19 protein-coding genes are annotated in these 24,478 nt (G+C 69.5%); 9 read left to right on the top strand and 10 right to left on the bottom strand.

Going from position 1 to position 24,478, the window contains the following annotated elements; all coding sequences use genetic code 11:
- Nucleotides 1-13: 13 nt before the first annotated feature.
- Nucleotides 14-2,050, bottom strand: coding sequence for an AsmA family protein (locus ACW170_RS01735; protein ID WP_492087988.1), 2,037 nt, complete (start codon nucleotides 2,048-2,050; stop codon nucleotides 14-16).
- A gap of 198 nt (nucleotides 2,051-2,248) precedes the next feature.
- Here ACW170_RS01735 and ACW170_RS01740 point away from each other — a divergent pair, with 198 nt between their 5' ends.
- On the top strand, nucleotides 2,249-2,557 hold the full coding sequence (locus tag ACW170_RS01740) for a hypothetical protein (RefSeq protein WP_492087989.1): 309 nt from the start codon (nucleotides 2,249-2,251) through the stop codon (nucleotides 2,555-2,557).
- A gap of 75 nt (nucleotides 2,558-2,632) precedes the next feature.
- On the opposite strand, the gene ACW170_RS01745 is transcribed toward ACW170_RS01740, so the two are convergent.
- A complete protein-coding gene (locus ACW170_RS01745) occupies nucleotides 2,633-4,744 on the bottom strand; it encodes a S9 family peptidase (protein WP_492087990.1) in 2,112 nt (703 codons plus the stop codon).
- Between the two features lie 111 nt (nucleotides 4,745-4,855).
- On the opposite strand from ACW170_RS01745, the gene ACW170_RS01750 reads away from it, so the two are divergent.
- Genes ACW170_RS01750 through addA form a run of 8 tightly spaced genes read left to right on the top strand, consistent with a single transcriptional unit; the run spans nucleotide 4,856 to nucleotide 15,139 of the window.
- Complete coding sequence (locus tag ACW170_RS01750; protein WP_492087991.1) at nucleotides 4,856-5,101, top strand: type II toxin-antitoxin system Phd/YefM family antitoxin; 246 nt, start codon at nucleotides 4,856-4,858, stop codon at nucleotides 5,099-5,101.
- A complete protein-coding gene (locus tag ACW170_RS01755; RefSeq protein WP_492087993.1) occupies nucleotides 5,098-5,481 on the top strand; it encodes a type II toxin-antitoxin system VapC family toxin in 384 nt (127 codons plus the stop codon). Before ACW170_RS01750 ends, ACW170_RS01755 begins: the two co-directional genes overlap by 4 nt.
- A 40-nt stretch (nucleotides 5,482-5,521) precedes the next feature.
- Nucleotides 5,522-6,376 (top strand): GNAT family N-acetyltransferase, encoded by an 855-nt coding sequence (locus ACW170_RS01760; protein ID WP_492087994.1) that lies wholly within the window; start codon nucleotides 5,522-5,524, stop codon nucleotides 6,374-6,376.
- Nucleotides 6,373-6,831: a tRNA (adenosine(37)-N6)-threonylcarbamoyltransferase complex ATPase subunit type 1 TsaE gene (tsaE, locus tag ACW170_RS01765; protein WP_492087995.1), complete on the top strand. Its 459-nt coding sequence runs from the start codon at nucleotides 6,373-6,375 to the stop codon at nucleotides 6,829-6,831. The genes ACW170_RS01760 and tsaE overlap by 4 nt, the downstream gene beginning before the upstream one ends.
- Nucleotides 6,818-7,915, top strand: coding sequence for an N-acetylmuramate/N-acetylglucosamine kinase AmgK (amgK, locus tag ACW170_RS01770; RefSeq protein WP_492087996.1), 1,098 nt, complete (start codon nucleotides 6,818-6,820; stop codon nucleotides 7,913-7,915). Before tsaE ends, amgK begins: the two co-directional genes overlap by 14 nt.
- Nucleotides 7,912-8,628, top strand: coding sequence for an N-acetylmuramate alpha-1-phosphate uridylyltransferase MurU (gene murU / locus ACW170_RS01775; protein WP_492087997.1), 717 nt, complete (start codon nucleotides 7,912-7,914; stop codon nucleotides 8,626-8,628). Before amgK ends, murU begins: the two co-directional genes overlap by 4 nt.
- On the top strand, nucleotides 8,625-11,708 hold the full coding sequence (addB, locus tag ACW170_RS01780; RefSeq protein WP_492087998.1) for a double-strand break repair protein AddB: 3,084 nt from the start codon (nucleotides 8,625-8,627) through the stop codon (nucleotides 11,706-11,708). Before murU ends, addB begins: the two co-directional genes overlap by 4 nt.
- Nucleotides 11,705-15,139 (top strand): double-strand break repair helicase AddA, encoded by a 3,435-nt coding sequence (gene addA / locus ACW170_RS01785; protein ID WP_492087999.1) that lies wholly within the window; start codon nucleotides 11,705-11,707, stop codon nucleotides 15,137-15,139. Before addB ends, addA begins: the two co-directional genes overlap by 4 nt.
- 121 nt (nucleotides 15,140-15,260) lie before the next feature.
- On the opposite strand, the gene ACW170_RS01790 is transcribed toward addA, so the two are convergent.
- The 8 genes from ACW170_RS01790 to ACW170_RS01825 all read right to left on the bottom strand — a co-directional run bounded on the left by ACW170_RS01790 (nucleotide 15,261) and on the right by ACW170_RS01825 (nucleotide 24,442).
- A complete protein-coding gene (locus ACW170_RS01790; RefSeq protein WP_492088000.1) occupies nucleotides 15,261-15,791 on the bottom strand; it encodes a periplasmic heavy metal sensor in 531 nt (176 codons plus the stop codon).
- Nucleotides 15,788-16,198 (bottom strand): hypothetical protein, encoded by a 411-nt coding sequence (locus tag ACW170_RS01795; RefSeq protein ID WP_492088001.1) that lies wholly within the window; start codon nucleotides 16,196-16,198, stop codon nucleotides 15,788-15,790. Before ACW170_RS01795 ends, ACW170_RS01790 begins: the two co-directional genes overlap by 4 nt.
- The gene (locus tag ACW170_RS01800; protein WP_492088002.1) at nucleotides 16,195-16,767 is read right to left on the bottom strand and encodes an RNA polymerase sigma factor; all 573 of its coding nucleotides are present in this window, start codon (nucleotides 16,765-16,767) and stop codon (nucleotides 16,195-16,197) included. The genes ACW170_RS01795 and ACW170_RS01800 overlap by 4 nt, the downstream gene beginning before the upstream one ends.
- A 66-nt stretch (nucleotides 16,768-16,833) precedes the next feature.
- Nucleotides 16,834-17,550 carry an EF-hand domain-containing protein gene (locus tag ACW170_RS01805; RefSeq protein WP_492088003.1) on the bottom strand — a complete coding sequence of 239 codons (717 nt, stop codon included), beginning with the start codon at nucleotides 17,548-17,550 and terminating at the stop codon, nucleotides 16,834-16,836.
- Nucleotides 17,551-17,597: 47 nt separating this feature from the next.
- Nucleotides 17,598-20,531 (bottom strand): bifunctional [glutamine synthetase] adenylyltransferase/[glutamine synthetase]-adenylyl-L-tyrosine phosphorylase, encoded by a 2,934-nt coding sequence (locus ACW170_RS01810; protein WP_492088004.1) that lies wholly within the window; start codon nucleotides 20,529-20,531, stop codon nucleotides 17,598-17,600.
- 142 nt (nucleotides 20,532-20,673) lie between these two features.
- Entirely contained in the window at nucleotides 20,674-22,092 is a 1,419-nt protein-coding gene (locus tag ACW170_RS01815) for a sensor histidine kinase (protein ID WP_492088005.1), read from the bottom strand.
- 49 nt (nucleotides 22,093-22,141) lie between these two features.
- Nucleotides 22,142-22,813, bottom strand: a complete 672-nt coding sequence (locus ACW170_RS01820; RefSeq protein ID WP_492088006.1) for a response regulator transcription factor — start codon at nucleotides 22,811-22,813, stop codon at nucleotides 22,142-22,144.
- A gap of 84 nt (nucleotides 22,814-22,897) precedes the next feature.
- Nucleotides 22,898-24,442, bottom strand: coding sequence for a Do family serine endopeptidase (locus ACW170_RS01825; RefSeq protein WP_492088007.1), 1,545 nt, complete (start codon nucleotides 24,440-24,442; stop codon nucleotides 22,898-22,900).
- Nucleotides 24,443-24,478: the final 36 nt, after the last annotated feature.

Raw genomic sequence — 24,478 nt, forward strand, 5'->3', positions numbered from 1 at the left:
GCTCCCTTGAAGATTATCGCGCGCCGGCGATCAATCCGCCGCAGTCAGCGTCCTCGGCCAGGCCAGGATCGACGAAGGCGAACAATGCGGTGATCGGCGCCGCCACCGTGCTCAACAACCCTGCCAGCCCGCCCTGACGGACCACCGCGCCGACATCGACGCCCACGCTGGGCGCCGTCAGCGCGCCGCGAACTGTGATCGGCGCCCAGACCCGCAGCAGGCGCGGCTTCTTGGACTCGCCGTCGATGCGCAGATCCAGCGTCTCGGCGCCGAGATCGATCGAACCCGTCCCCTGGGCCAGGACGACGTCGGTATCGATGACCAGGGTCTTGGCCGTCGCCGTGCCGGACCGGACGTCGAAATCGGCCACGGCGCAGCGGATCTGAGCCGTCGATTGATCGCCACGCAGCAGCTTCAGCAAACCGGCGCTGGCGTTGATGCCCAGCAGTTCGGCGAAGGCGGACCGCATCTGGCCATTGGGCACGACCAGGCTGAGCGAGCCTTTCGACGCCGCCGCGAAATCATGGATCGACGCCCCAGGCCCTTCCAGCTTAGCCCGCCCCAGAGCCCGTCCCGTCAACGGGGCGGAGCCGTCGCGCGCCGGGATGATCGATTCCAGCGGATACCCGGCCAGGCGGAAATCGGCCACGCTATAGGGCGTGTCCCGTGTGGCGTTGATCCGCGCCGTCCCGTTCAACTCGCCACGATTGAAGTTGAAGCTGACCGGATCGAGATTGAGGATCCCATCCTTCAAGTCGGCGCCCAGATTCACCGCCCGTACGTGCAGATCATTCGCCTTCACCGTGGCGGCGCGATAGGTCAGGCTGCCATCCATGGTCCGCAGGCGCTCGGTCTGCAGAGGCGCGTCCGGAAGCAGTTTCCCGCCGACGACGACCGGGGCCTCGGTATTGGTGCCGGCCGCATTCGTCTGTGTCCGCGCGCCCAGGACGGCGGCCAGGTCGTCGATATCCAGGCGACGAGACGTCAGGCGTGCATCGACCCGCAGCCGCTCGGCCGCATCCACCCGCACGTCCCCGGCCAGATCCGAGGCCCCGACCCGGCCGTTGAAATCATTGAAGGTCCAGATGTTCTCGTCCCGCTTCAACGCGCCGGCCAGGCGATAGGGCGGGGTGTTGGGCAGGGTCACGCCGGTCAGCAGATACAGGTCGGACAGATCCCGCCCCTGCAGGGTCAGGGTCGCGTCGAACCGGCCCAGGTCGAACGGCCGCGTCACCGCCCCCTTCGCCTCGAGGCTGGAGCCCGCGCCGCTGACGCTCGCCTCGAACTGATAGGGCCGGTCGCGGCGAATATTGATGAAGGGTCCGCCCTGGATCCGCAGCCTCAACGGCGAACTGTTCACCGTGCCCTCGCCCTCGAGGACAAAACCCGCCGCCCCGTCCTGCCCCTCGCGCGCATCGACGACAGCTTCCAGCTTCAGGTCCCGGCGACGTTCGTCGAAGGTCAGCCGGCCGTCGGTGATGACCAGTTGCTGGATGACCGGCAGCTTCATGCCCTCGCCCGTGTCCGGCTTGTCGGGGTTCAACTCCCAGCTTTTGCGGCCGTCCTCCGCCGCAATCAGCACCATCTTGGGCCGGGTGAAGCTGAGCAACGGCATTTCAATCTGGCCGGCGAACAGTTTGCGTAGCCGCACAGAGGCGCGAATTCCCTCGATATCGGCCGTATCGCGGTCACGCGCCCACTCAGGCCCGCCGATTTTCAGCCCGCGCACCACCACCGACGGAGTCCAGCTGAACAGGTAGACGTCGAGATCGCCGCGCAGCGCGATCTCGCGGTCATACTCGGCCGAGGCCCACCGTCCTATCGGCCCGCGAAGCATGTTCCAGTCGAACAGGATCAGGGCCAGCACCACTAGCCCGATCAACGCCAAGCCGATCCCGCCGGCCCAGGCCTCGGCCCAACCGGGACGGCGAACGGCGGCATAGACGGGATCGTTCGTCCGAACCCACTCGCGAAATTCCCGCGCACGCACGACCGCCGGCGCCACGCCCCGACGACGCAAGTTCGACCAGAGTTCGTTCGATTTCAGCATTTTGGCCCAGACGTCGGCTTTAACAGTTCGACTCAACGCAGCAGGCGGTGTTTGGCGCCGCCACTCCGGCGGCGGCATGGCTTGGAGAGAAATATTGTCCGATATCGACCTAGCTGTCGTGAAAGCTTTACATTTCAAAAAATCGGCGCATATTTCATCAGAGCCCTGATCTTAATTCAGGCCACAGGAGGATGCCCGATGACCCGTTTCGTAACGCCTGTCTTGATCGCCGCCGCTCTGGCCGCGGTCGCCACCCCCAGCCTGGCCCAGTCTGCACGCACCCAGACCGCCCAGCAGGCCAAGCTTCAGTCCGTCATGGTCTGCGCCACCGACGCCGCGACACGGCGCGCCTATCAGCGCGAGTTCGGCGCCGCCCCGATCTTCGTCACCGCCCAGGAAGCGGTTGAAGCCCGCCAGGCCGGTCAGCGCTGGGCCGCCCCGCGTTGCATGACCGAGCGGCAGTACGACCGCCTGATCTCCACGACGCAGACCCGCGCCTCGCTCTGACGCCTGAGGCGACGCAATAAAAAAGGGGCGCGGCCTTGCGGCTGCGCCCCTCTTTCGTTCTGGAGATGACCCGACCTATTGGGCCGGGGTCAGGTATTTGTTCAGCCAGCCGAACACCTCATTGTGCCATTGCAGGCTGTTGGCCGGCTTCAGCACCCAGTGGTTCTCGTTCGGGAAGACGATCAGGCGGCTGTCGATGCCCCGACGCTGCAGCGCCGCATAGGTGGACAGGCCCTGGGCGGTCGGAATGCGGAAGTCCAGGTCGCCCTGGACCACCAGCATCGGCGTCTTCCAGTTTTCGACATGGTTGGCCGGGTTGAACTTCTGATAGCCCTCCGGCTTGTCCCACGGCGTGCCGCCGTATTCCCACTCGGTGAACCACAGCTCCTCGGTCGAATAGCCCATGCCGAAGGTGTCGAAGACGCCGTCGTGGTTGACCAGGCATTTGAACGCATCCGACCAGTTTCCGGCGATCCAGTTGATCATATAGCCGCCGTAAGACGCGCCAAGGGCGCAGGCGTTGTCGCCGTCCAGGAAATCATACTTCTGCTGCGCCGCGGCCCAGCCCTTCTGCAGGTCCTCCAGCGGACGATCGCCCCAGTGCTGGCTGATGGCGTCGGTGAAGGCCTGGCCGTAGCCGGTCGAACCGTGGAAATCGATCATCACCACCGCATAGCCCGCCCCGGCGTAGGTCTCGGGGTTCCAGCGATAGGACCAGCCGTCCCCGAACGAACCCTGCGGCCCGCCGTGGATCAGGAAGGCGACAGGGTATTTCTTGCCTTCCTCATAGCCGACCGGCTTGATGACATAGCCGTGCACCGTCTCATTGTTCCAGCCGGGGAAGTTGAACTGCTCGTATTCGCCGAAGGCCTTGGCCTCCAGGGCCGGGTTGGCCTGGGTCAGGCGACGCGGCATTTCACGGCCCAGATAGGTTTTGAAATACAGATCGCTGGGCGACTTCAGACTGTCCTGGGCGAAGACGAAGCCCGCTGGGGTCTGCTGGAAGGCCGAGACGTGGCCGGGGCCGGTGACCGGGGTCACGACGCCGTTGCGCGTGTCCACCGCGAATAGCTTGGTCGAACCGACGTCCCCGGCGGTCGTGTACAGGGTCTGGCCGTCCCGCGACCATTGCAGGGTGTCGGCCGAACGGTCCCAGTTCGACGCAATCTCGCGCTTCTGGCCCGACTGCACATCCATCAGCACGATCTGGTAGCGATCGGCCTCGAAACCGGGCCGCGCCATGGCGCGGTAGGCCAGGGTCCGGCCGTCCGGCGAAAACACCGGACCCGCGTCCCAAGCCGGATTGTCCGGCGTCAGGTTCGAGAAGGTTCCGTCGCCAGTCAGGCCGTTGGTCTTCCACAGGTCGAAATTGGTGCTCCACGGCTCGGTCTTGCCGGCCAGACGCGCCGAGAAGACGACCGAATCCCCTGCGGGGGTGAAAACGAAGTCGCTCTCGTCGCCGAACGGCTTGGACGGGGTGTCGCCATCGAAGCCCTTGGTCACCCAGACCGGGTTTCCGGTCGCCTGGCCGTTCCGGCCGATCGACTGGACGAACAGATGGTTCTGGGTGTGGTCGTTCCACGTATCCCAGTGGCGTACGAACATCCGGTCATAAACCTGGCCGGTCGTTTTCCGCTCGGCCACAGCCTTGCCCATCTCGACCGAGGCGTTCAGGTCGGCCGCATCCGGATAGACGGCCAGCGACACAGCCACCTTGTCGCCGCTCGGGCTGATGCGATAGGCGTTCACGTCCAGCGGCAGATTGGTCACCTGCACCGGCGTCGCCGTGGGAGACGCCACCCGCCAGACCTGGCTGGCGCCTGACTTGCCCGACAAGAAATACAGATTGCCGTCCCCGCCCCAGCGCGCGGTGTTCGCGCCCTGGTCCGAGATGGCCAGCCGGCGCGGCGCCACGTCCGGCGTCTCCAGATCCAGCATCCATAGGCTGCCGGCGCGACGGTTCGCCTCCACATCCGTCGTCGTCACCGAATAAACGACGTAGCGGCCGTCCGGCGACACCTGCGGATCGCCCAGCCGGTTGGCCGTGATCATGTCGCGATAGGTGAAGGCGTCGGGCGTCGCGGGCGCAGCCGGAACCGGCGCGGGCGGAACCTGGGCCAGAGCCGGAGCGGCGCTCATCAGAGCGACCGCCGCGCAGGCGGCGGACAGGAGAGAACGGTGGCGCATGGGGCATTCCTCGCAAAACTCGCAGCGGCGAGGCGTAGCACCACCGTTCGCCAGGCGAAAGTTGCTGACGGCTCAGAAGTTAGCTAAGCTGCTTGGACCAAGGAGCGCGACATGACCACTGTCACCGTCCACCACGCCAAGACCCATCTCTCAAAACTGATCGCCGCCGCCGAACGCGGCGAAGAGGTCGTCATTGCGCGCGGCGACAAGCCCGCAGTACGGATTGTGCCCTTCGAACCGGCCGCGAAGCCTGAACGCAAGCCGGGTCGGCTGAAGGGCATCGGGGGGTTTGACGACAGCTTCTTCGACCCGCTCCCCGAAGACGAACTTCGCCTCTGGGAAGGGCGCGGCGATTGAATATCCTGCTCGATACCCATGCCTTGATGTGGTGGGTTTGGGACAACGAACGGCTGTCGCAGACGGCGCGCCATGCGATCCGAAATGCTGAAACCGTCTTCGCAAGCAGCGTCTCTGCTATCGAGATCGCCATCAAATACCGCATCGGCAAACTCCCCAACGGCCAAGTTCTGGCCGAGCACTTTGTTCAAGTCATGCAAAACGAGGCCTTCGCCGAATTGCCCGTGAGCTGGCAGGAAGCAAGCCTGGCCGGCCGGATGGCGGGCGAGCACCGCGACCCGTTCGACCGGCTGCTGATCGCACAGGGCCTGATCAACAACCTGACGATCGTCTCCAATGAGCAGGTGTTCGACAGCTTCGGCGTGGCGCGCCTCTGGTAGGCTTGCTCCCTTTCGCCGAACCGGCGACAAGCGGTCGTCCATGAATTCCGCCCCCCTTCCCGTTCGTCGTTCGCCCCATATCGTCGATGACCTCATCGCCGAGCGCGCCCCGCGTCTGACCGCCTCTCCCTTCTGGCCGGTCGTGCGGCCGGCCCTGTATTCCATGCTGAACTACAGGGCGGCTGTGCGGATGGCCGACGCCATCCAGAACCGGTCGGGCGCTGAAACCCTGGACCACGTCTCGGACCTGCTCAGCCTGAAGGTCTCTACCGCCCATCTGGACCGTCTACCCGCGACCGGCCGGTGCGTCGTGGTCGCCAATCACCCCACCGGCATCGCCGATGGGGTCGCGGTCTATGACGCCGTCCGCCAGCGCCGCCCGGACGCCATCTTCTTCGCCAACGCCGACGCCCTGCGCGTCTCGCCGCGACTGGCCGAGACGGTCATCCCGGTCGAATGGGTCCACGACAAACGCACCCGCGAAAAGACCCGCGCCACCCTGAACGCGGCCAGGGACGCCTTCGAGGCCGAACGCTGCGTCGTCATGTTCCCCGCCGGCCGTCTGGCCCGCGAGAAGAACGGCGTCCTGACCGATCCCGAATGGGCGCCCACCGCCGCCTCCCTGGCGCGCAAATACGCCGCCCCGGTCATTCCCATGCACGTAACCGGCCCCTACAGTCGGCTGTTCCACCTGTTCGACAAGGTCTCGCAGGAACTGCGCGACGTCACCCTGTTCCACGAACTGCTGAACAAGGCGGGCAAGCCCTTCGGCGTTGGGGTCGGTCAGCCCATCCCGCCCGAGCGGCTGGACGTGGACGCCGTAAAAGCCACCGTGGCCCTGAAACATTTCACAGAACGCACCCTGGCTGCCGATCCCGACGCGGTGTTCCCATGAAGATCGAACTCCCCGACGCCGAGGCCACCACCCGTCTGGGCCAGATCGTCGCCCCTCTGCTTGAGCCCGGCGACAGCCTGCTGCTGTACGGGCCGCTGGGCATGGGCAAGTCGACCCTGGCGCGCGGCCTGATCCGCGCCCTGACCACGCCGGACGAGGACGTGCCCAGCCCGACCTTCACCCTGGTCCAGTTCTATGAATCCGACCCGCCCGTCGCCCATTTCGACCTCTATCGCCTGACCCGGCCGGAAGAGGCCTTCGAGATCGGCCTGGACGAGGCCCTGGACGAGGGCTGCGCCATCATCGAATGGCCCGAGCGTCTGGGCGAGGCGCCCGAGCGGTTCCTGGGGCCGGACCGGCTGGTCATCGAAATTTCCGAACACGGCGATGGCCGTGTTGCGACCGTTTCCGGCGCAGGCCGGTGGGAAGGCCTGATCGACCATGTCCGTTTCTGACCGCGAACAGCTTCGCCTCGACTTCCTGAAGGGCGCCGGCCTGGCTGCGGCCGCGCGCGCCCCCTTGCCCGGCGACGCCTCGACGCGGCGCTACGAGCGGCTGACCACGCCGGGCGGCGCCAGCCTGATGCTGATGGACCAGGCCCCGGCCGCCGAGAGCCCGCCGGCCGATCCGGCCTGGACCCCGGCCGAGCGTCAGGCCGCCGGGTGGAACGCCGTCGCGCGCCTGTCCGCCGGACGGATTGAGGCTTTCGCCGCCGTCGCCGCCCATCTGAAGTCGCTGGGCCTGTCCGCGCCCGAGATTCCCGCCCTGGACGCCCCGAACGGCCTGGCCGTGCTGGAAGATTTCGGCGACGCCCTGTTCGCCCGCGTGATCGAGGACGGCGCCGACGAGACGCCGCTGTATCTGACCGCTATCGAGGCCCTGGCGGCCCTGCACGAGGCCGGGAGCCCGCCGCAGACCCTGCACGGCCCCGGCGGCGACTGGCCCCTGCTGACCTATGACGAGACGGCGCTTCAGGGCGGGGCGGATCTGTTCGTCGACTGGCTGCCCAGGCTGGACGACCGCGTCGCCTTCGACGCCGCCGCCGTGACGGCGTGGCGCGAGGCCTGGGCGCCCCTGGTCGCTTCGGGCGCGGGCGGGGCCTCGGTCATGGCCCACCGCGACTATCACGCCGAAAACCTGATCTGGCTGCCCGAGCGCGAGGGCCCTGCCCGCGTCGGCATGATCGACTTCCAGGACGCGGTCCGCGCCCACCCGTCTTGGGACCTGCACTCCCTGCTTCAAGACGCCCGCCGCGACGTGTCGCCGGCGCTGGAGGCCGAGGCCCTGGACCGCTATTTCGCCCTGCGGCCCCAGGTGGACCGCGCCGCCTTCATGGCCGACTACGCCGGGCTCGCCGCCCTGAACGAGGCGCGGATCATCGGCATCTTCGCCCGGCTGATCGCCCGCGACGGCAAGCCCCGTTATCATCAGTTCCTGCCGCGCATGTGGCGGCATCTGAACGCCAATCTGAACCAGCCGGCCCTGGCGCCTGTCGCCCGCTGGTTTGACCGCCACGTCCCGGCCGAGGTGCGAGCATGACCGCTCCCAAGACCGCAATGGTGCTGGCCGCCGGCCTGGGCACCCGCATGCGTCCCCTGACCGACGACCGGCCCAAGGCCCTGGTCGAGGTGGCCAGCCGCGCCCTGATCGACCATGTGCTGGACCGACTGGCCGACGCCGGCGTCGAGACGGCCGTGGTCAACGTCCACTGGTTCGCCGACCGCCTGGAAGCCCATCTGGCCGCGCGCGGACGCGGCCCCCGCATCCTCATCTCCGACGAACGGGCCGAACTTCTGGAGACCGGCGGCGGCCTGAAGAAGGCCCGTCCCCTGCTGGGCGACGATCCGATCTTCGTCGCCAATATCGACAGCGTCTGGCTCGACCGGGGCGATGCGTTGGCGGACCTCGTCCGCCTGTGGAACCCGGACACGATGGACGCCGCCCTGCTGCTCGCCCGCCGCGAGGGCTCCGTCGGCTTCGAGGGCGACGGCGACTTCTTCTTGGCCGAGGATGGGAGATTGACCTTCCGCGGCGACGCCCCGTCCGCCCCCTTCGCCTATATGGGCGTCCACATCACCCGCCCCGGATACGCCGACCACGGCCCCGACGGCCCCTTCTCCCTCAGCCCCCTGTGGCGCAAATCCGCCGCCGAAGGCCGCCTCTACGGATGCGTCCTGGACGGCGACTGGATGCACGTCGGCGATCCCCAGGCGCGGGATCAGGCCGAGGCGAAATTGGCGGGAGACGCGTGAGCGCGTTCGATCCTTTCACGGCGTCCAGCCCCCGCTGGTACGCCATACCCGCCCACCGGCCTTTCCTTGAAGACCTGGCCGCCGGCGTCCTGGCCTGGCTTGGCGATCTGCCGCCCGAGACCCTGTCCGACGCCACCATCCTGCTGCCCAACCGGCGCGCCGCCCGCGCCTTCACCGGCGCCCTGTCGAAACTCTCGCAGGGCCGCCCCATCCTGCTGCCCCAGGTCCGTCCGCTGGGCGATCTGGAGGAGGACGAGCCGCCCTTCACCCCCGGCGCCCTCGGCCTCGACTTGCCGCCCGCCATCCCCGCCCTGACCCGCCGGTTCGAGATGGCGCGGATGATCGTCGAACAGTTCGACAGCGGCCTGACGCCGATGCGGGCCCTGGATCTGGCGGATGCGCTCGGCGGCTTCCTCGATTCCTGTCAGTTGGAAGAAGTCCAGAACCCTGAACGGATCGCCACACTGGTGGACGGCGAAATGGCCGAACACTGGGAACGGTCAGCCGAGTTCCTGGGCCTCGCCGTCACCGCCTGGCCCAAACGCCTGGTTGAGCTGGGCCTGGTCGATCCCGCCTGGCGCCGCGCGACCCTGCTGAGACGCCTGGCCGAACTGTGGGACCATACGCCCCCGACTCAGGCTGTCATCGCCGCGGGTTCCACCGGCACCGTCCCTGCCGCCGGCGACGTGCTGAAGGCCGTGGCCAGGGCGCCGCTGGGCTGCGTCGTCCTGCCCGGCCTCGACCTCGATCTGGATGAGACGGTCTGGGACCGCCTGGACGAACAGCATCCGCAAAGCGCGATGAAACGACTGCTGGACCGCTGCGACATCCCCCGCAAAGCCGTCCGCCCCTGGTTCGCCCCGCCCCAGCCGCCTGCCGCCCTCGCCCGCGGCCAGGCCCGCCAGCGGCTGGTCAACGAGGCCCTGCGCCCCGCCGAGGCCACCGACGACTGGCGCCGCGCCATCCGCGACCTCCGCTCGACCGCCGCCGCGCGCGGCGAGGCCCGCGACCCTATCGCCGAAGGGCTTCAGGGCCTGTCCCTGCTGACCGTCCGCGCAGAGGAGGAAGCCGCCGCCGCCATCGCCCTGATGATGCGCGAGACGCTGGAGACGCCCGGCAAGACCTGCGCCCTCGTTACCCCCGATCAGGCCTTGGGCCGCCGCGTCGCCGCCCGGCTGGAACGCTGGGGCGTCATCCCCGATTCCTCGGCCGGCGCCCCCCTGTCGCGCCTGCCCGCCGGCGCCCTGGTCGATCTGTGCGCCCGCTGGATCGCCGATCCGGTCCAGCCCCATCTGCTGCTGGCGATCGTCAAACATCCGTTGGTCCGGTTCGACCTAGGCGACGCCCCTCAAGCCGCCGCCGTCACCGCGCTGGAGGAACACGCCCTGCGCGGTCCTCGCCCGCGCGACTTCGCCGCCATCCGCCGTCGCCTGCTCGAGGCGGTCGAACCCGACCGGCGCGGCAAGGCCCCGCCCGAGTGGAAACGGGAACGCCTGTCGGCCGCCACCCGCCTTGTCGAGCGTCTGCAAACCGCCATCGAGGCCGCGACCGCCGTCTTCTTGCCCCAGACCGAGCGAAATGGGGCCGACCTGAACGTCGCCGCCTCGGCCCTGACGCGCCTGATCGAGACCCTGGCCGGCCAGGACGCCTGGGCCGGCCCCGACGGCGAGGCCGCAGCCGCCCTTCTGTCTGGCCTGATCGAGGGCGGGGCCTCGCTGGGCCGTATCGACCGAGCCGACCTGGCCGAGCTGACCACGTCCCTGGTGCGCGAGACCGTGGTCCGCACAGGCGGCGCTACCCATCCGTCGCTGCGTATCCTCGGGGCTATCGAGGCGCGGCTGGTGCGCGCCGACCGGATGATCCTGGCGGGCTTAGAAGAAGGCGTCTGGCCCCAGGCCGCCCCGACCGACCCCTTCCTGTCGCGCCCGATGCGCAAGGCCCTGGGCCTGCCCCCGCCCGAGCGCCGCCTGGGTCAAACGGCCCAGGACTTCGTCCAGGCCGCCTGCGCCGACGAAGTCATCCTGGTCCACAGCGAACGGCGCGGCGGCCAGCCGGCCGTCCGCTCCCGCTGGCTGTGGCGGCTGGAGATGCTGACGCGCGGCGCCCATTCCGTCGAGACGCCGGTCGAGCTGCCCCGCCCCCGCACCGTTCTGGACTGGACCCGCGCCCTGGACGCGCCCCCGCCCGGCCCGCCGCGCTTCGCCAAACGGCCCGAGCCCCGCCCGCCGGTGCATCGCCGCCCCCGCAGCCTTTATGTCACCCGCATCGAACGCTGGGTGCGCGACCCCTACGCCATCTACGCCCTGTGGGTGCTGGGGCTCGAGGCGATGGAGCGTCCCGGCGCTTCTGCCGAAGCGCTCGCCCGTGGCAACGCCGTCCACGCCGCCATCGAACGGTTGACCCTGGACTGGCCCGACGATCTGCCCGATGACTGCGAAGCCATCCTGCACGACCATCTGCTGCGTGAACTGGGCGCACGGGGGTTCGAGGATGCGGCCATGGCGCGCGAGGCGCCGCTCGCTCGCAACTGCGCCCGCTGGCTGACCGATTTCGAGCGCCGCCGTCGCGCGCGGGGCATCGACATCCTGGTCGAGCAGCAGGGCGCCATGACCTTCGACGGCCCCGCCGGCCCCTTCACCGTCAAGGCCTTCGCCGACCGGATCGAGCTGGCCTCGGACGGGGCGGCGGTGATGGACTTCAAGACCGGCGCCGCGCCATCCGCCAAACAGGTCAAGTCCGGCTTCGCTCCCCAGTTGACCCTGACCGCCGCCATCCTGGCCGACGGCGGGTTTGAACGCACCAACGGCCCGGTCACGCCCGACGAACTGACCTATGTCCGCGTGGTCGGGCGCAAGACGGCGGGCGAGGTCATCACCCGCGCCTCGGGCGCCGAGGCCGCCGACCTGGCTCAGGCGGCGCTGGACGGACTGAAGCGCCGCATCGCCCGCTTCGACGACCCGAACACCCCCTATGTCTCCTGGGCCGCGCCCCAGTTCATGGGCAATCAGGGCGGCAACTACGACCATCTGGCCCGCGTCTGGGAATGGTCGGTGATCGGCGACGGCGAGGACAGCGAATGACCGCCCCCTCTCCCCAGATCGTCGCGGCCGACCCGCGCCTGACCGTCTTCGTCACCGCCAACGCCGGTTCCGGCAAGACCACCACCCTGGTCAACCGGGTGGCGCGGCTGCTGCTGGACCAAGTCGATCCTGGCGCCATCCTGTGCGTCACCTACACCAAGGCCGCCGCCGCCGAGATGCAGGCCCGGCTGTTCGACCAGCTGGGCGGCTGGGCCGTGCTGGACGACGCCGCCTTGTCGCGCGAACTGGCCCGGCTGGACGACGGCGATCCGCAGGCGATGGACCACGCCGCCCTGTCGCGCGCCCGCAAGCTGTTCGCTCGCGCGCTGGAGACGCCGGGTGGCCTGAAGATCCAAACCATCCACGCCTTCTGCGAAAAACTTCTGCGCCGCTTCCCGCTGGAAGCCGGGGTCTCGCCCCGCTTCACCGTGCTGGAAGACCAGGCCGCCACCGCCCTCAGCCATTCCGCGCGCGAGGACCTGGCCCGCGCCGCTGTCGCCGCCCCGGACGGCCCCATCGGCCAAGCCTACAGCCATTTCGCCGTCGAGTTGGACTGGCAGAGGTTCCAGGCCCTGCTGTCGATGATCGAGGCCAAGCGCGCCGACCTGCTGGACTATATCGACCGGGCCGAGGCCGGAACCGCGCCCGATCCCTACGCCCTGACCGGCGCCGAACCCGACCGCAGCCCCGAAGAGCTGGAACACGACTTCGTCGCCTGGATCGACCCCGCCGAATGGAACCGCATGGCCGAGGCCATGGAGACCGGTTCGACCAACGACCGCAAGATCGCCGACGCCATGAGCGTGGCCGCCCCGCCCCACGCCGGGTTCGCCGCCCTGGCCGGAGTCTTCTGCACCCAGGCGGGCGAGCCGCGAAAGAGCATGGGCACCAAGTCGGCGCCGCAAGGGGCGGTCGGCTGGCTGCTGGACCTCCAGACCAAGTTCCTCGCCACCCGCGAGGCTCTGAGGAAGGCCAAGGTCGCTGATGACACGGTCAAGGTCATGTTCCTGGCACGGCTCCACGCGGCCCTCTACAAGACCGCCAAAGATCGACGCGGCGCTCTGGACTTCCCTGACCTGGTTGCCAAGGCGGCAGCGCTTCTGACCAAAGAAACGGCCGCTGCTTGGGTTCTCTACAAGCTGGACGGTGGCATCGATCATGTCCTGATCGACGAGGCCCAAGACACAGCGCCCGACCAATGGGACATCGTCGAAGCCATCACTGGCGAGTTTTATACGGGCGAGAAATCAGGTCGTACCGTTTTCGCCGTCGGCGACGAGAAGCAGTCGATCTATTCCTTCCAAGGCGCGCGACCGGAACAACTTCGAGAAAAACGTACGAAGTTCCTGGCCCTGGCCGAAGGCGCCGGCGAACCCTTCGCCGGGCCCGAGCTGAACACCTCTTACCGTTCGACCGAGGAGGTTCTGACCTTCGTCGACGCCGTCTTCGCCGATCCCGACCGCACCCGCGCCCTGACCGGCCCCCAGGGCGACATCGCCCGCCACATCCCGGCCCGCATCGGCCAGCACGGCGCCATCGACCTGTGGCCCCTGTTCCTCGACGAGCCCGCGCCCGAGACCGACGCCTGGGACGATCCGGTCGATCAGGAAAGCGTCGGCAGCGCCCGCAAACGCCTGGCCCGCGACCTGGCCCGCGAGATCTGCCGTCAGGTCGAAAGCGGCCTCGCCGTCTTCGACCGCAGCACCCGTGAGCTCCGCCCCGCCGGCTACGGCGACTACATCGTCCTGGTCCGCCGCCGCGACGCCACCTTCGAAGAGATCATTCGCGCGCTGAAGACCGAGGGCGTGCCCGTCGCCGGCGCCGACCGGCTGAAACTGTCCAGCCACATCGTCTTCGACGACCTGATCGCCCTGGCCCGTTTCGCCCTCTTCCCCGACGACGACCTGTCCCTGGCGGAGGTGCTGCGCAGCCCCCTGTGCGACGTGGACGAGGACGGCCTCTACGCCTTGGCCGGCCGCGAGAACCGCAAGTCCGGCCAGCTGTGGCGCGACCTGCGCGACCGGGCGCACGAACGCCCCGAATGGACCCGCGCCCGCGACGCGCTTCAGGCCGCCGTCGATGCACGCGGCGGCGATCCCTTCGCCTTCTTCTCCCAGGCTCTAAACCGCGTGGACGACACGGGCCGCTCCGGCCGCGCCCGCATCCTGGCCCGCCTAGGCCGCGAGGCGGAAGAAGCCGTCGACGAAACCCTGAACCAGGTCCTGGCGGCCGAGAACCGGGGCGCGATCGACCTGGAGACCTGCCTCGCCCAGCTGGAGGCCGCCGACGTCGAGGTGAAACGCGAACTGGAAGGCGCGCGCGGCGAGGTCCGCGTCATGACCGTCCACGGCGCCAAGGGGCTGGAGGCGCCCATCGTCATCCTGCCCGACACCACCATGAAGGCGAAGGCCCAGGGGCCGTCCCTGATGCCCGCCGTCACCGATGAGGACGAAGGCGAGGCCTGGCTGATGGCCCCCGGCTCGGCCAAGGACGACTGCCCCGCCTCGGCGGACGCCCGCGCGGCGCGCCAGGCCCGCACCGACGACGAGACCCTGCGCCTGCTCTATGTCGCCCTGACCCGCGCCCGCGACCGGGTCATCGTCATGGGCCGCGCCTCCAGCCGGGGCGCCGAGCCCGGCAGCTGGTGGTCGGTGATCGAGGAGACCTTCGACCGGCTCGCCGCTGAATCGGGCGACCAGGTGCGCGAGGTCGAGAACGGCGTGCGCCGCTTCGGCGTCGATCCCGAGCGCCGTCCCGTCACGACCGCCCAAGACCGCACGACCGCAGCCCTGCTGCCCGCCTGGGCCGCCACCCCGCCCCCTGCCGACGCCGCCGCCCGTTTCGCCGCGCCGTCGCGGATGGAGGGGTCGATCCGCATCCCCGCCCCCTCGCCTCTGGCCCGCAGCGCGGCCGGCGGCGCCGCCCTGGGCCGGTTCCGGCGCGGCGACCTGATCCACCGGCTGCTGGAGCGCCTGCCCGAGATCGCGCCCGCCGACCGCCCCGACGCCGCGCGGCGTCTGCTGGCGCGCGAGACCGATCTGGATGAGGCCCAGCGCGCCGAAATGATCGCCGCCGCCTTCTCGGTGCTGGACGACGCCCGCTTCGCCCCCGTCTTCGGCCCCGGCTCCCGCGCCGAGGTCGCCCTGACCGGCGCCCTGCCTGGACCGTCCAGCGTGGCGATCAACGGCCGCATCGACCGGCTGGTGGTCACGCCCGACCGGGTCCTGGTCATCGACTACAAGACCAACCGCCCCGCCCCCGACGCCATGGACCGGGTCGATCCCGCCTATGTCTTGCAGGCCGCCGTCTATGTCGCCGTGCTGAAACGCCTCTACCCCGACCGCCCGGTCGAGGCCGCCCTGGTCTGGACCGACGGCCCAAAACTGATGCCGATCCCGCAGGCGATGCTGGACGCGGCGCTCGCGTCTTAAGCCCGTCGCTCGGGCTTCACCCGAAGCTCTGGCCCGCCGCCGCAACGACCTTCAAAGCATAGCCGCGTTCACCGCCCTGCACTCGGGACGATCCCAGGAGTGACGAATGGAGGGAGCGAGATCAGGGGGACGGAGGCGCGTCCAACAGCGGCAGCGGCGGCGGAGACTTTCCGGCGCCCCGCCCTTCCCGCGCTGCGCCGCCCGGTCCCTTGCGGGCCAACAACTCGGCCAAGGCCGCCCGGTCCTGGACGTCTAGTTTTTGCAGCATGGCGATAGTCCCGCCCTCAAGGCGCGCCCGGCCGCGCAGCTCGGCCGTGCGGGACTGGTCCAGCAGGGCCTGGACCCGCGCCGGATCCATCTGCGGCTGCTTGGCCGCCTCGACCGCCTGACGCCGCGCCTCTCGCGCCGCCTCGAAATCCGGGCGGGCCGACAGGGCGACAGCGCGCATCGAGGTGCGAACCTCCCGGCGGGCCTCCGGGCTGAGGCGGCTGATCAGTTGGGGGAAACCGCCTTCACGGCCGGGGCGTCGTTGTTCGGCGACCCGTTCATCCACCTTGGCGCGGCTGATCAGAAAGGCCGTCCCTGCGCCCAGGGCGAACAGGTTCAGCGCCACCGACGCCGCCAGGGCGATCTTCAGGGTGCGACCGCTCATCCCAGAACCTCCGTGTCGTCCACCGCGACCAGGGTGGATTGATACAGGACCGCATCGGCCCGCTCATTGGCGGTGACATGGGTGGTCAGGCCCACGCCCGCGACCACGCCTGCGCAGGCCGCCGCCGCCCAGCCGGCGCCGAGATAAAGTGCGATCCGGTCCAGATGCAATCGACGGCCCCGAGGCTTCGGCGCAGCGGCCAGAATGCGCGCCGCCAGATCCGTCGATGGCGTCGGGGCGGGCGAGGCGTCCAGCAGGGCGTCCAGAGCCGCCGCCTGGTCCAGCAGGGCCCGAAGCGAAGGGTCAGCTGCGATCAGGGTCTCGGCGAAGGCGCGTTCGGACGCGGGCCACCGACGCAGGTCGGCGCCGTAAGCGTCCGCCAGAGCGTGCAACCGTTCCGCCTTCATCGTCCGTCTCCTTCACTCGCCCCTGGGGCCATATCCACCAGGGCCAGACGCAGTGCGCGGCGTCCGCGCGACAACAAACTTTCCAGCGCCTCGACGCTGATCTCCATCAGGGCGGCCGCCTCGATATTGGACAGCTCCTGATAATGGCACAGGACGACCGCCTCGCGCTGGCGGTCCGGCAGACGTTTCAGCGCCGCATCGACCCGCACCCCCGTTTCGGCCGCCAACAGGCCCCGATCCGGCGCCGGCCCTTCGTCGGGCCGATCCGGCGGCGTGTCCGTGGGAATTTCGCGCCGTCGCCGCAGCCGGTCGTAACAGAGGTTCAGCGCCACCCGGTGCAGCCAGGTGTCGAACCGGGCCTTGCCGGGCGTCCATTTCGGCGCCTGCCGCCAGGCCTTCAGCATCGTTTCCTGGGCCACGTCCTCGGCCTCGGCCGGGTCGCCCAGCATGCGCTGGGCCAGGGCCAGGATGCGCGGCAGCTTGCGTGCGACAAGCGTCTGCGCGGCCGCCGGATCGCCCTGACCCACGCGGCGCACCAGATCCTCGTCGGGGTCGACGATCGCGACCAAATCCGCCTCTTCCGCTGCTGACGAAAGGGACCGATTCGCACGCGAAGGCCGACCCCGACACAGTTCTTACTCCGAAGCGGGGGGCGGGGAAGCCGGTTCTTGGCCCGGACCTTGATGGCGGCGGTGATCGGGACGCTCGCCGCGACGGGCCGGCATGGCGGCGCGACGTTCTTCGGCGGTGACGACGCCGTTCTTGTCCGCGTCCATCTTGTCGAAGCGCTCGCCCAGCTTGGCGGCGACCTCGGCGATCACCACGGGGCCGGGTTCGCGACCTTCGGGTCCGCCCGGACCGCCGGGGCCTTGAGGACCGCCGGGACCGCGCATCGCATGGCGAGGGCCGCCGCGACCCGGACCCCGTTCGCCACGGGGACTGCGGTCGTCGCCCTCGGCCCGTTCGGGGCGGTCGGGCCGACCGGCGTCGAACTCGGCGCGGCTGATGGCGCCGTCGCTGTTCGCGTCCAGTTTAGCGAAGCGTTCATCGGCCCGTTCGGCGCGCTTGGCCTGCATGGCGGCTTCGCGCTCGGCGACGCTGACCGTCCCGTCGCGATCGGCGTCCAGGGCCGTCAGGCGGGCGAGGCGGGCGTCGACGAAGGCGGCGCGGGTCAGGTCGGCGTTCCGGTCCGGACCGTCTTCGAAAGGCCCGTCCATATCATGCGGCGGCGGGGGCGCGTCTGCTGGAGGCGGAGGGGGCGGAGGAACCTCTGCGGTCGCGGCGCCGGCCACGGCGCCCATGGCGGCGGCCAGAGCGACGGCGCTGAGGCTGTTCAGAAAGATCTTTCTCATCTCGATATCTCCTTGGGACCGCTTAGCGCGGCCTTCGACATGCCCTGTCAGGAGATTGAACGCGGCCCCGGCTCATCTCCGTCGCGGGCCTCTTCGCGACCGGCGGGGACCGCCCGTTCGAAGGCCTTGCGCGCCCGCGTCCGCAGTTCGGTCAGTTCGGTCTTCAGGGCTTCGAAGTCCTGCGCCCCCGCCGCTTCGGCCAGCCGCAACCGGAAGACCCCCGGCTCGGCCTCGGGATCGACCCGGCCTTCGAAGGCGGCGGCCAGCAGATGGGCCAGCCGCTGCTGCACTCGCCAGGCCTCGGCCAGGACGGGGTCGTCGTGCAGGGCCTCCAGGGTCGAGAGGGTCAGGGGCTCGCCCGCCACGGCGGCCTGAAGCTGGCGGTATTGGGCCGCGAACTCGGCGTCCACTTGTCCGCCCGGCGACAGTTTCAGATCCCAGAAGCCGTGCGGGCGGCGTTCGCGGTCCATCAGGGCGCGCATCTTGCGGATGTCGGCGGGCACATCGACGCCGGAACGGGGCCGACGCAAGGCCGCCTCGATCGCCGCCGAGACCCGGTCGCCGAAGACTGGATCGCTGGCCCAGACGACGCGGGCGCGGGTCAGGACCATGAACTCCCAGGTCTCGGCCTCGCCGGCGTAATAGTCGTCGAAGGTGGACAGCCGCACCGAAACCGGTCCCTTGGACCCTGTGGGGCGCAGTCGCATGTCCACCTCGTACAGACCGCCCTCGGCCGTATGGGCCGACAGGGCCGCGATCAGCCGCTGGGTGAAGCGGGCGTAGAAGACGTCGGCGGTCCAGCCCTTGATCTCGGACACGGTCTCGGGTGGGGCGTCGTACAGGGTCATCAGGTCCAGGTCGGACCCCGCCGTCATCTCTCGCGACCCGGCCTTGCCCAGGGCCACCACCGCCACCGCGCCGGGGAAGCCGCCGCCCAGCCGTTCGGCCTCGGCCAAAGCGGCCGGAGACAGGGTGCGCATGGCGGCGTCGGCCAGGGCGGCGTAGGCGCGGCCAGCCGCCTCGGGACCGGCGCGGCCGGTCAGGGCGTGGATGCCGATGCGGAACATCTGTTCGCGGTGCAGGCGGCGCACGGCGTTCATCGCGCCTTCGAAATCTTCCGTCTCGGCCGCCTCGCGCAGCATCTGTTCGGTCAGGCCGGTCTCGTCCGACAGGTCCTCCAGAAAGCGGGCGTCCAGCACCCCGTCCAGGGCCGCCGGCTGACGCCCCAGGGTCCGGGCCAGGCGCGGGGCGAAGGCCATGACGCCCAGCACCATCTCGAACAGTTTCGGCTGGTTCAGGAACAGGGCCTGGACCTGAACCCCCGCCGCCAGGCCCGAAAAGAAGACAGCGAACCGGCGGAAGGCGTCGTCGGGCGCGCCGGACCGCGCCAGGGCCTCCAGCAGCCGGGGCGCCAGCCGGGTGAACAATTCCCGCCCCCGCTCGGTCCGGGTCGCGGGGATGCGGCCGTGGTGCCAACTGCGAATGGTGTCGGCGACCGAGGGCGCCTCGGAAAAGCCCATGCGGCGCAGGGTCTCCAGGGTCTCGGGATCGTTCTCGACCCCGGTGAAGACCAGGCTGCCATAGCTGGAATCCAGCTCCTCGCCGCCTTCGAACAGTTCGCCGTAGCGGGTGTTGACCCGGACCAGCAGGGCCTCGACATGGGCGTCGAAGGCGGCCAGGTCGGTCCAGCCGGCCAGGGCGGCGACGGCGGCGCGGGCCTGGGCGTCTTCGGGCAGGCGGTGGGTCTGCTCGTCGTCCAGCATCTGGACCCGGTGCTCCAGGCCGCGCAGTTCGACATAGGCGGCCGACATCTCCTCGGCGACGGCGGCCGGGATGTGGTCGGCTTGGGCCAGGGCGGTCAGGGCGTCGAGGGTGCGCGTCGCGCGCAGGTCGGGGTCGCGGCCGGCCAGGATCAGCTGCTGGGTCTGGGCGTAGAATTCGATCTCGCGAATGCCGCCCCGGCCCAGTTTCAGATTGGCGCCGGCGGCCTGCAGCCCCTCGCCCGTCTTGTGGACGTGGATCTGTTTCTTGATCGACTGGATGTCGAGGACGGCGGCGTAGTCGAGGCTGCGGCGCCAGACGAAGGGGCGCAGGGCTTTCACGAACCGGGCGGCGGCGCGCTGGTCGCCCAGCACCGGCCGCGCCTTGATGAAGGCCGCCCGTTCCCAGTTCTGGCCGACGCTCTCGTAATAGGCCAGGGCCATCGGCCCGGCGACCACCGGCGGGGTCGAGGACGGATCGGGGCGCAGCCGCAGATCGACGCGGAAGACATAGCCGTCGGCCGTCCGTTCGGTCAGCAGGGTGGCGATCCCCTTGCCGACCCGGTTGGCGAAGTCCTGCATCTCCTCGCCCTCGCGCAGGGCCAGGCCCATCAGGCGCGGCTCGAAAAAGAGGGAGATGTCGATGTCGGACGAATAGTTCAGCTCGTTCGCGCCATGCTTGCCCATGGCCAGGCCGAACAGGCCGGGAACCGGCCCGCGCGCATCGTCCGGCGGGGAGATCAGCCGGCCCCGCGCGCGTTGTTCGATGGCGACGGCGCGCAGGGCGGCGCGGCAGGCGGCGTCGGCGAAGCTGGACAGCGCGCCCGTCACCTGATCCAGATCCCAGACCCCGCCCAGATCGGCTAGGGCCGTCAGCAGGTGCAGATCGGCCTTCAGCACCCGCAGCGGGGCGCGGACATCATCGGGTTCGGCGTCCAGAGCGTCGGTGTCGGCGAGGATGCGGATCAGGCCCGAGGTGGGATTGGTCTCCAGCAACCGACGCAGATGGGCGGGGCGGCGACGCATCAGGCCGGCGAGGTAGGGCGAGGCGCCGGCCACGGGGGCCAGGGCGGGCCAGGCGGCATCCAGGGTGTCGCGCCAGCCGTCGGCCTCGGCGGCCTCGGTCAGGGTCTCCAGCAGGCGTTCGGCGGCGGCGGGGTTGGCGACGGGGCCTGCGGGGCTCAGGATCTCGAACAGGGGTTGGGGCTTGGGATCAGGCATTCCACTCTTCCGCTCATCCCGGCGAAAGCCGGGACCCAGTGCTTTCGCTCGGCACAGCGTTGGACCACGATCCTGACACGGATCACAAGGCCGCGCGCCCAAAGGACTGGGTCCCCGCTTTCGCCGGGATGAGCGGAAATCTCTAAGTTTGCCCCGCCGGCGGCAGCACAAGGGCCACCCGCAGGCCCGGTCCGAAGCCGTCATAGGCGCCGGGGCCTTCGTCCAGCACCACCCGGCCGCCGTGGGCCTCGGCCACCGCCGTGACCAGGGACAGGCCCAGGCCCGAGCCCGGCTCGGTGCGACTGTTGTCCAGGCGCACGAACCGCTGAACGACGCGCTCGCGGTCCTCTTCCGGCACGCCAGGGCCGGTGTCGGTGACCGAATATTCGATCTCGCCCGACGAGCGCCGCCGCGCCCGCAGCTTCACCGCCCCGCCGGCCGGGGTGTATTTGATGGCGTTGTCGATCAGATTGGCCAGGGCCTGGGCCAGGAAGGGCTGGTTGCCCTCGATCATCAGGCCGGTCTCGACCTCGGACGAGAAGTCGATCGATTTGTCCTCGGCCGCCGGTTCGTAAAGCTCGGCCATGTCGGCGGCCAGTTCGGCGGCGTCCATGAGCTTGGGGTCCGGCGCACCGCCGGCTTGCAGACGGGCGATGGCCAGGACGGTGTTGAAGGTCTTCAGCAGATGGTCGGCCTCGTCCAGGGCGATGCCCAGGGCGTCGACCCCGTCGATCTTGCCCGCCTCGGCGTCGATCAGAGCCACCTCCAGCTTGGCCCGCATCCGCGTCAAGGGCGAACGCAGGTCGTGGGCAATGGCGTCGCCGGCATGGCGGATCGAGGCCATCGACCCCTCCAGCCGGTCCAGCATGGTGTTCAGCCCCTGGCCCAGTTCGTCCAGCTCGTCGCCGGTGTGGCGGATGACGGCGCGTTGCTTCAGGTCGCCGTCCTGCACCGCCTGGACGACACGGTTCAGCCCGCCCATGGCGCTTTCGACCCGGCGGCTGATGTAGAGGCCGCCGGCAAGACCCAGCAGCATGACCAGGCCCATGGCGCCCCACAGGGCCTGGGTCAGGCGTGACAGATATTCCTCGATCCCGCCGATGTCCTCGCCGACGAACAGGGTGTCGCCGCCCGCCAGGGGCATGATCACCCCGATGGAGCGTCGAGTCTCGACCCGGCCGTCGGGATCGGTGTCGGTCAGGCGGAAGGTGCTCCACTCGCCCTGGCCGGCCTGAGGCGTCTCGTCCAGGTCGAAGGGCATGACGGACAGGTTGCCGGTGACGATCTTCCCGTCCGGCCCAGTCAGCAGATACAGATAGGGCCCGCCCCGGATGGTTCGTTCGACCAGGGCCTGGTTCAGGGCGTCGATCCCGCGCGTGCGGTGGACGGCGGTCAGGGCCTCAAGCTCGGTCTCCACATCCGTCCGCGCCCGCGCCTGGGCCTCGGACGCCGAGGCGAAATAGACATAGGCCAGGATCGCCCCCGCCGCCGCCACGAACAGCGCCAGGAACAGCAGCGTCAGCCGGAAGGGCGTGCGGCGAAGGAGGGAGGGAAGGCGCATGAATCAGGACAAGCCGTCTCCCTCCCCCGAGGGGGAGGGAGAATTATGCCTAAGCCTCCAACCGATAGCCCGCGCCGCGGACTGTCTGGAGCATGGCCTTGTCGAAGCCCTTATCGATCTTGGAGCGCAGGCGGCTGATGTGGACGTCGATGACATTGGTCTGGGGGTCGAAATGATATTCCCAAACCTTCTCCAGCAACATGGTGCGGGTCACCGACTGGCCGGCGTGGCGCATCAAGAATTCCAGCAACTGGAACTCGCGGGGTTGTAGGTCGATCTCGGTCTCGCCCCGGTGAACCGTGCGGGCGATCAGGTTCATTTCCAGGTCGCCGACCTTCAGCACCGTCTGCACCCCGCCGGTCTCGCGACGGCGCGACAGGGCCTCGACCCGGGCGATCAGTTCGGCGAAGGCGTAGGGCTTGACCAGATAGTCGTCGGCGCCGGCCTTCAGGCCCGTGACCCGGTCCTCGACCTCGCCCAGGGCCGACAGGAACAGGACCGGGGTCTGGTCCCCGCCCTTGCGGACGGTCTCGACCATGCCGACGCCGTCCAGGCGCGGCATCATCCGGTCGACAACATAGACGTCGTAGCCGCCCTTCTGGGTCTCCAGCAGGCCGAACGCCCCGTCCACGGCATGGGTCACGTCATGCCCCGCTTCGGACAGCCCTCGCACCATGGCCGTCGCCGCCTCGGCATCGTCCTCGACCACCAAAATCCGCATGGAACCCCTCCCGGAATCAAAATCGCCGCCGATGTTAGCGCATCGGCGGCGATTCAGTGAGTTACGGCTTGGTCAGATTACCGATCATTCGCCAGCCAGCGGCAATACCACCGGCGCATTGCCTTGAGGGGTCCGGACCAGCAGCAGGACGCCTGGACGCCCGGCGCCCTTGACCGCGGCCACAGCCTCCTTGAGGTCATTGGACGATTGGAGGGGTCGGCCGTTGGCCTGGACGATCACCATGCCGGGCTGGAAACGCAGACGCGCCGCCCGCGAGGAGGGATCAACAGCGGTCAGCACCAGACCCTGCACGTCCTCGGGCAGGCTGTAGCGGTTGCGCAGCGCGGCGTTGACGGGAGACACCGTCATCCCCTCCACAGTTTCGCCGGCGGCGACGCCAGGCTTGCCGGGTCCCTGCGCCCCGCCGTCCTCCGATTGCTGGCTCGCGCTCAGATTGGCGGGCCGGACGCCGGAACGCACGTTGACCGCCTGACGACGCCCTTCGCGCAGCACTTCAAGCCGCAGCATGTCGCCGGGCTTTGCGTCGCCGACAGCGCGGGTCAGCTGGGTGGAGGTTTCAATAGCGCCGCCATTCAGGGAGACGACCACGTCGCCGGGACGCAGGCCTGCCTGCTCTGCCGGCGCGCCCGCCGTCACATCGGTGATGAAGGCGCCCTTGGTCGCTTCCGGCAAACCGAGGCTTTCGCGATACTCCTCAGTTAGATTGCCGATGGTAACGCCCAGATAGCCACGTTCGATCGCCTCGCCGCGCATCAACTGCGTGGTGATCCGCTTGGCCGTTTCGGCCGGAATGGCGAAGCCGATGCCGACCGATGAGCCCGTGGGCGAAAGGATCGCGGAGTTCACGCCAATCACCCGGCCGTGAACATCGAAGGTCGGACCGCCCGAATTGCCCCGGTTGATGGCGGCGTCGATCTGAAGGAAGTCGGTATAGGGGCTTTCTGGGCCGCCGATGTCGCGGGCCTTGGCCGAAACAATGCCGGCGGTCGCCGTGCCGCCCAGGCCGAACGGGTTGCCGATGGCGATGACCCAGTCGCCGACGCGCGGATCGGCCGTCTCTTCAAAGCTGACGTATTTGAAGTTGTCGCCATCGACCTTGATCACCGCTAGGTCCGTCGCCTCGTCGCGCCCCACCAGCCGTGCCGGAAGCTCACGGCCGTCCGACATCTTGACCTTGATCTCGGTGGCGTCGGCGACGACGTGGTTGTTGGTGACGATGAAACCGTCCTGCGAGATGAAGAAGCCGGAACCGGCGCCCTGGGTCGTCTGGGGCTCGGCGTCTTCGCCTTCGCTGCCCCGGCCCTGGGGCGGAACGAATTGGAACGGCAGGCCGGGGATCTGGAAGGAACCCTGGGGCTGATCGACCTTGACCGTCACGTCGATCTGGACGACGGCGGGGGCGACCTGTTCGAAGATGTTGGCGAAGCTGTTGGGCGCGCCGGGCGGGGGCGAGAAGCTGTCGCCGTTGGCCGGGACGGGGGTGATCCGGTTCACCGCCTGGGGGTCGGCGTGGGCGCCGGGCCAGTTGATGACCCCGCCCGCCGTCGCCGCCGCCGCGAGGGTGAGGCCGGCCGCGGCCCCGAGAATGAACTCTTTACGCTTCAGCATCGTGGTCCTTGCGATCCTTTGTCGGGGCGAAACCGC

The organism is Brevundimonas sp. FV2ps16, from assembly GCF_058681075.1.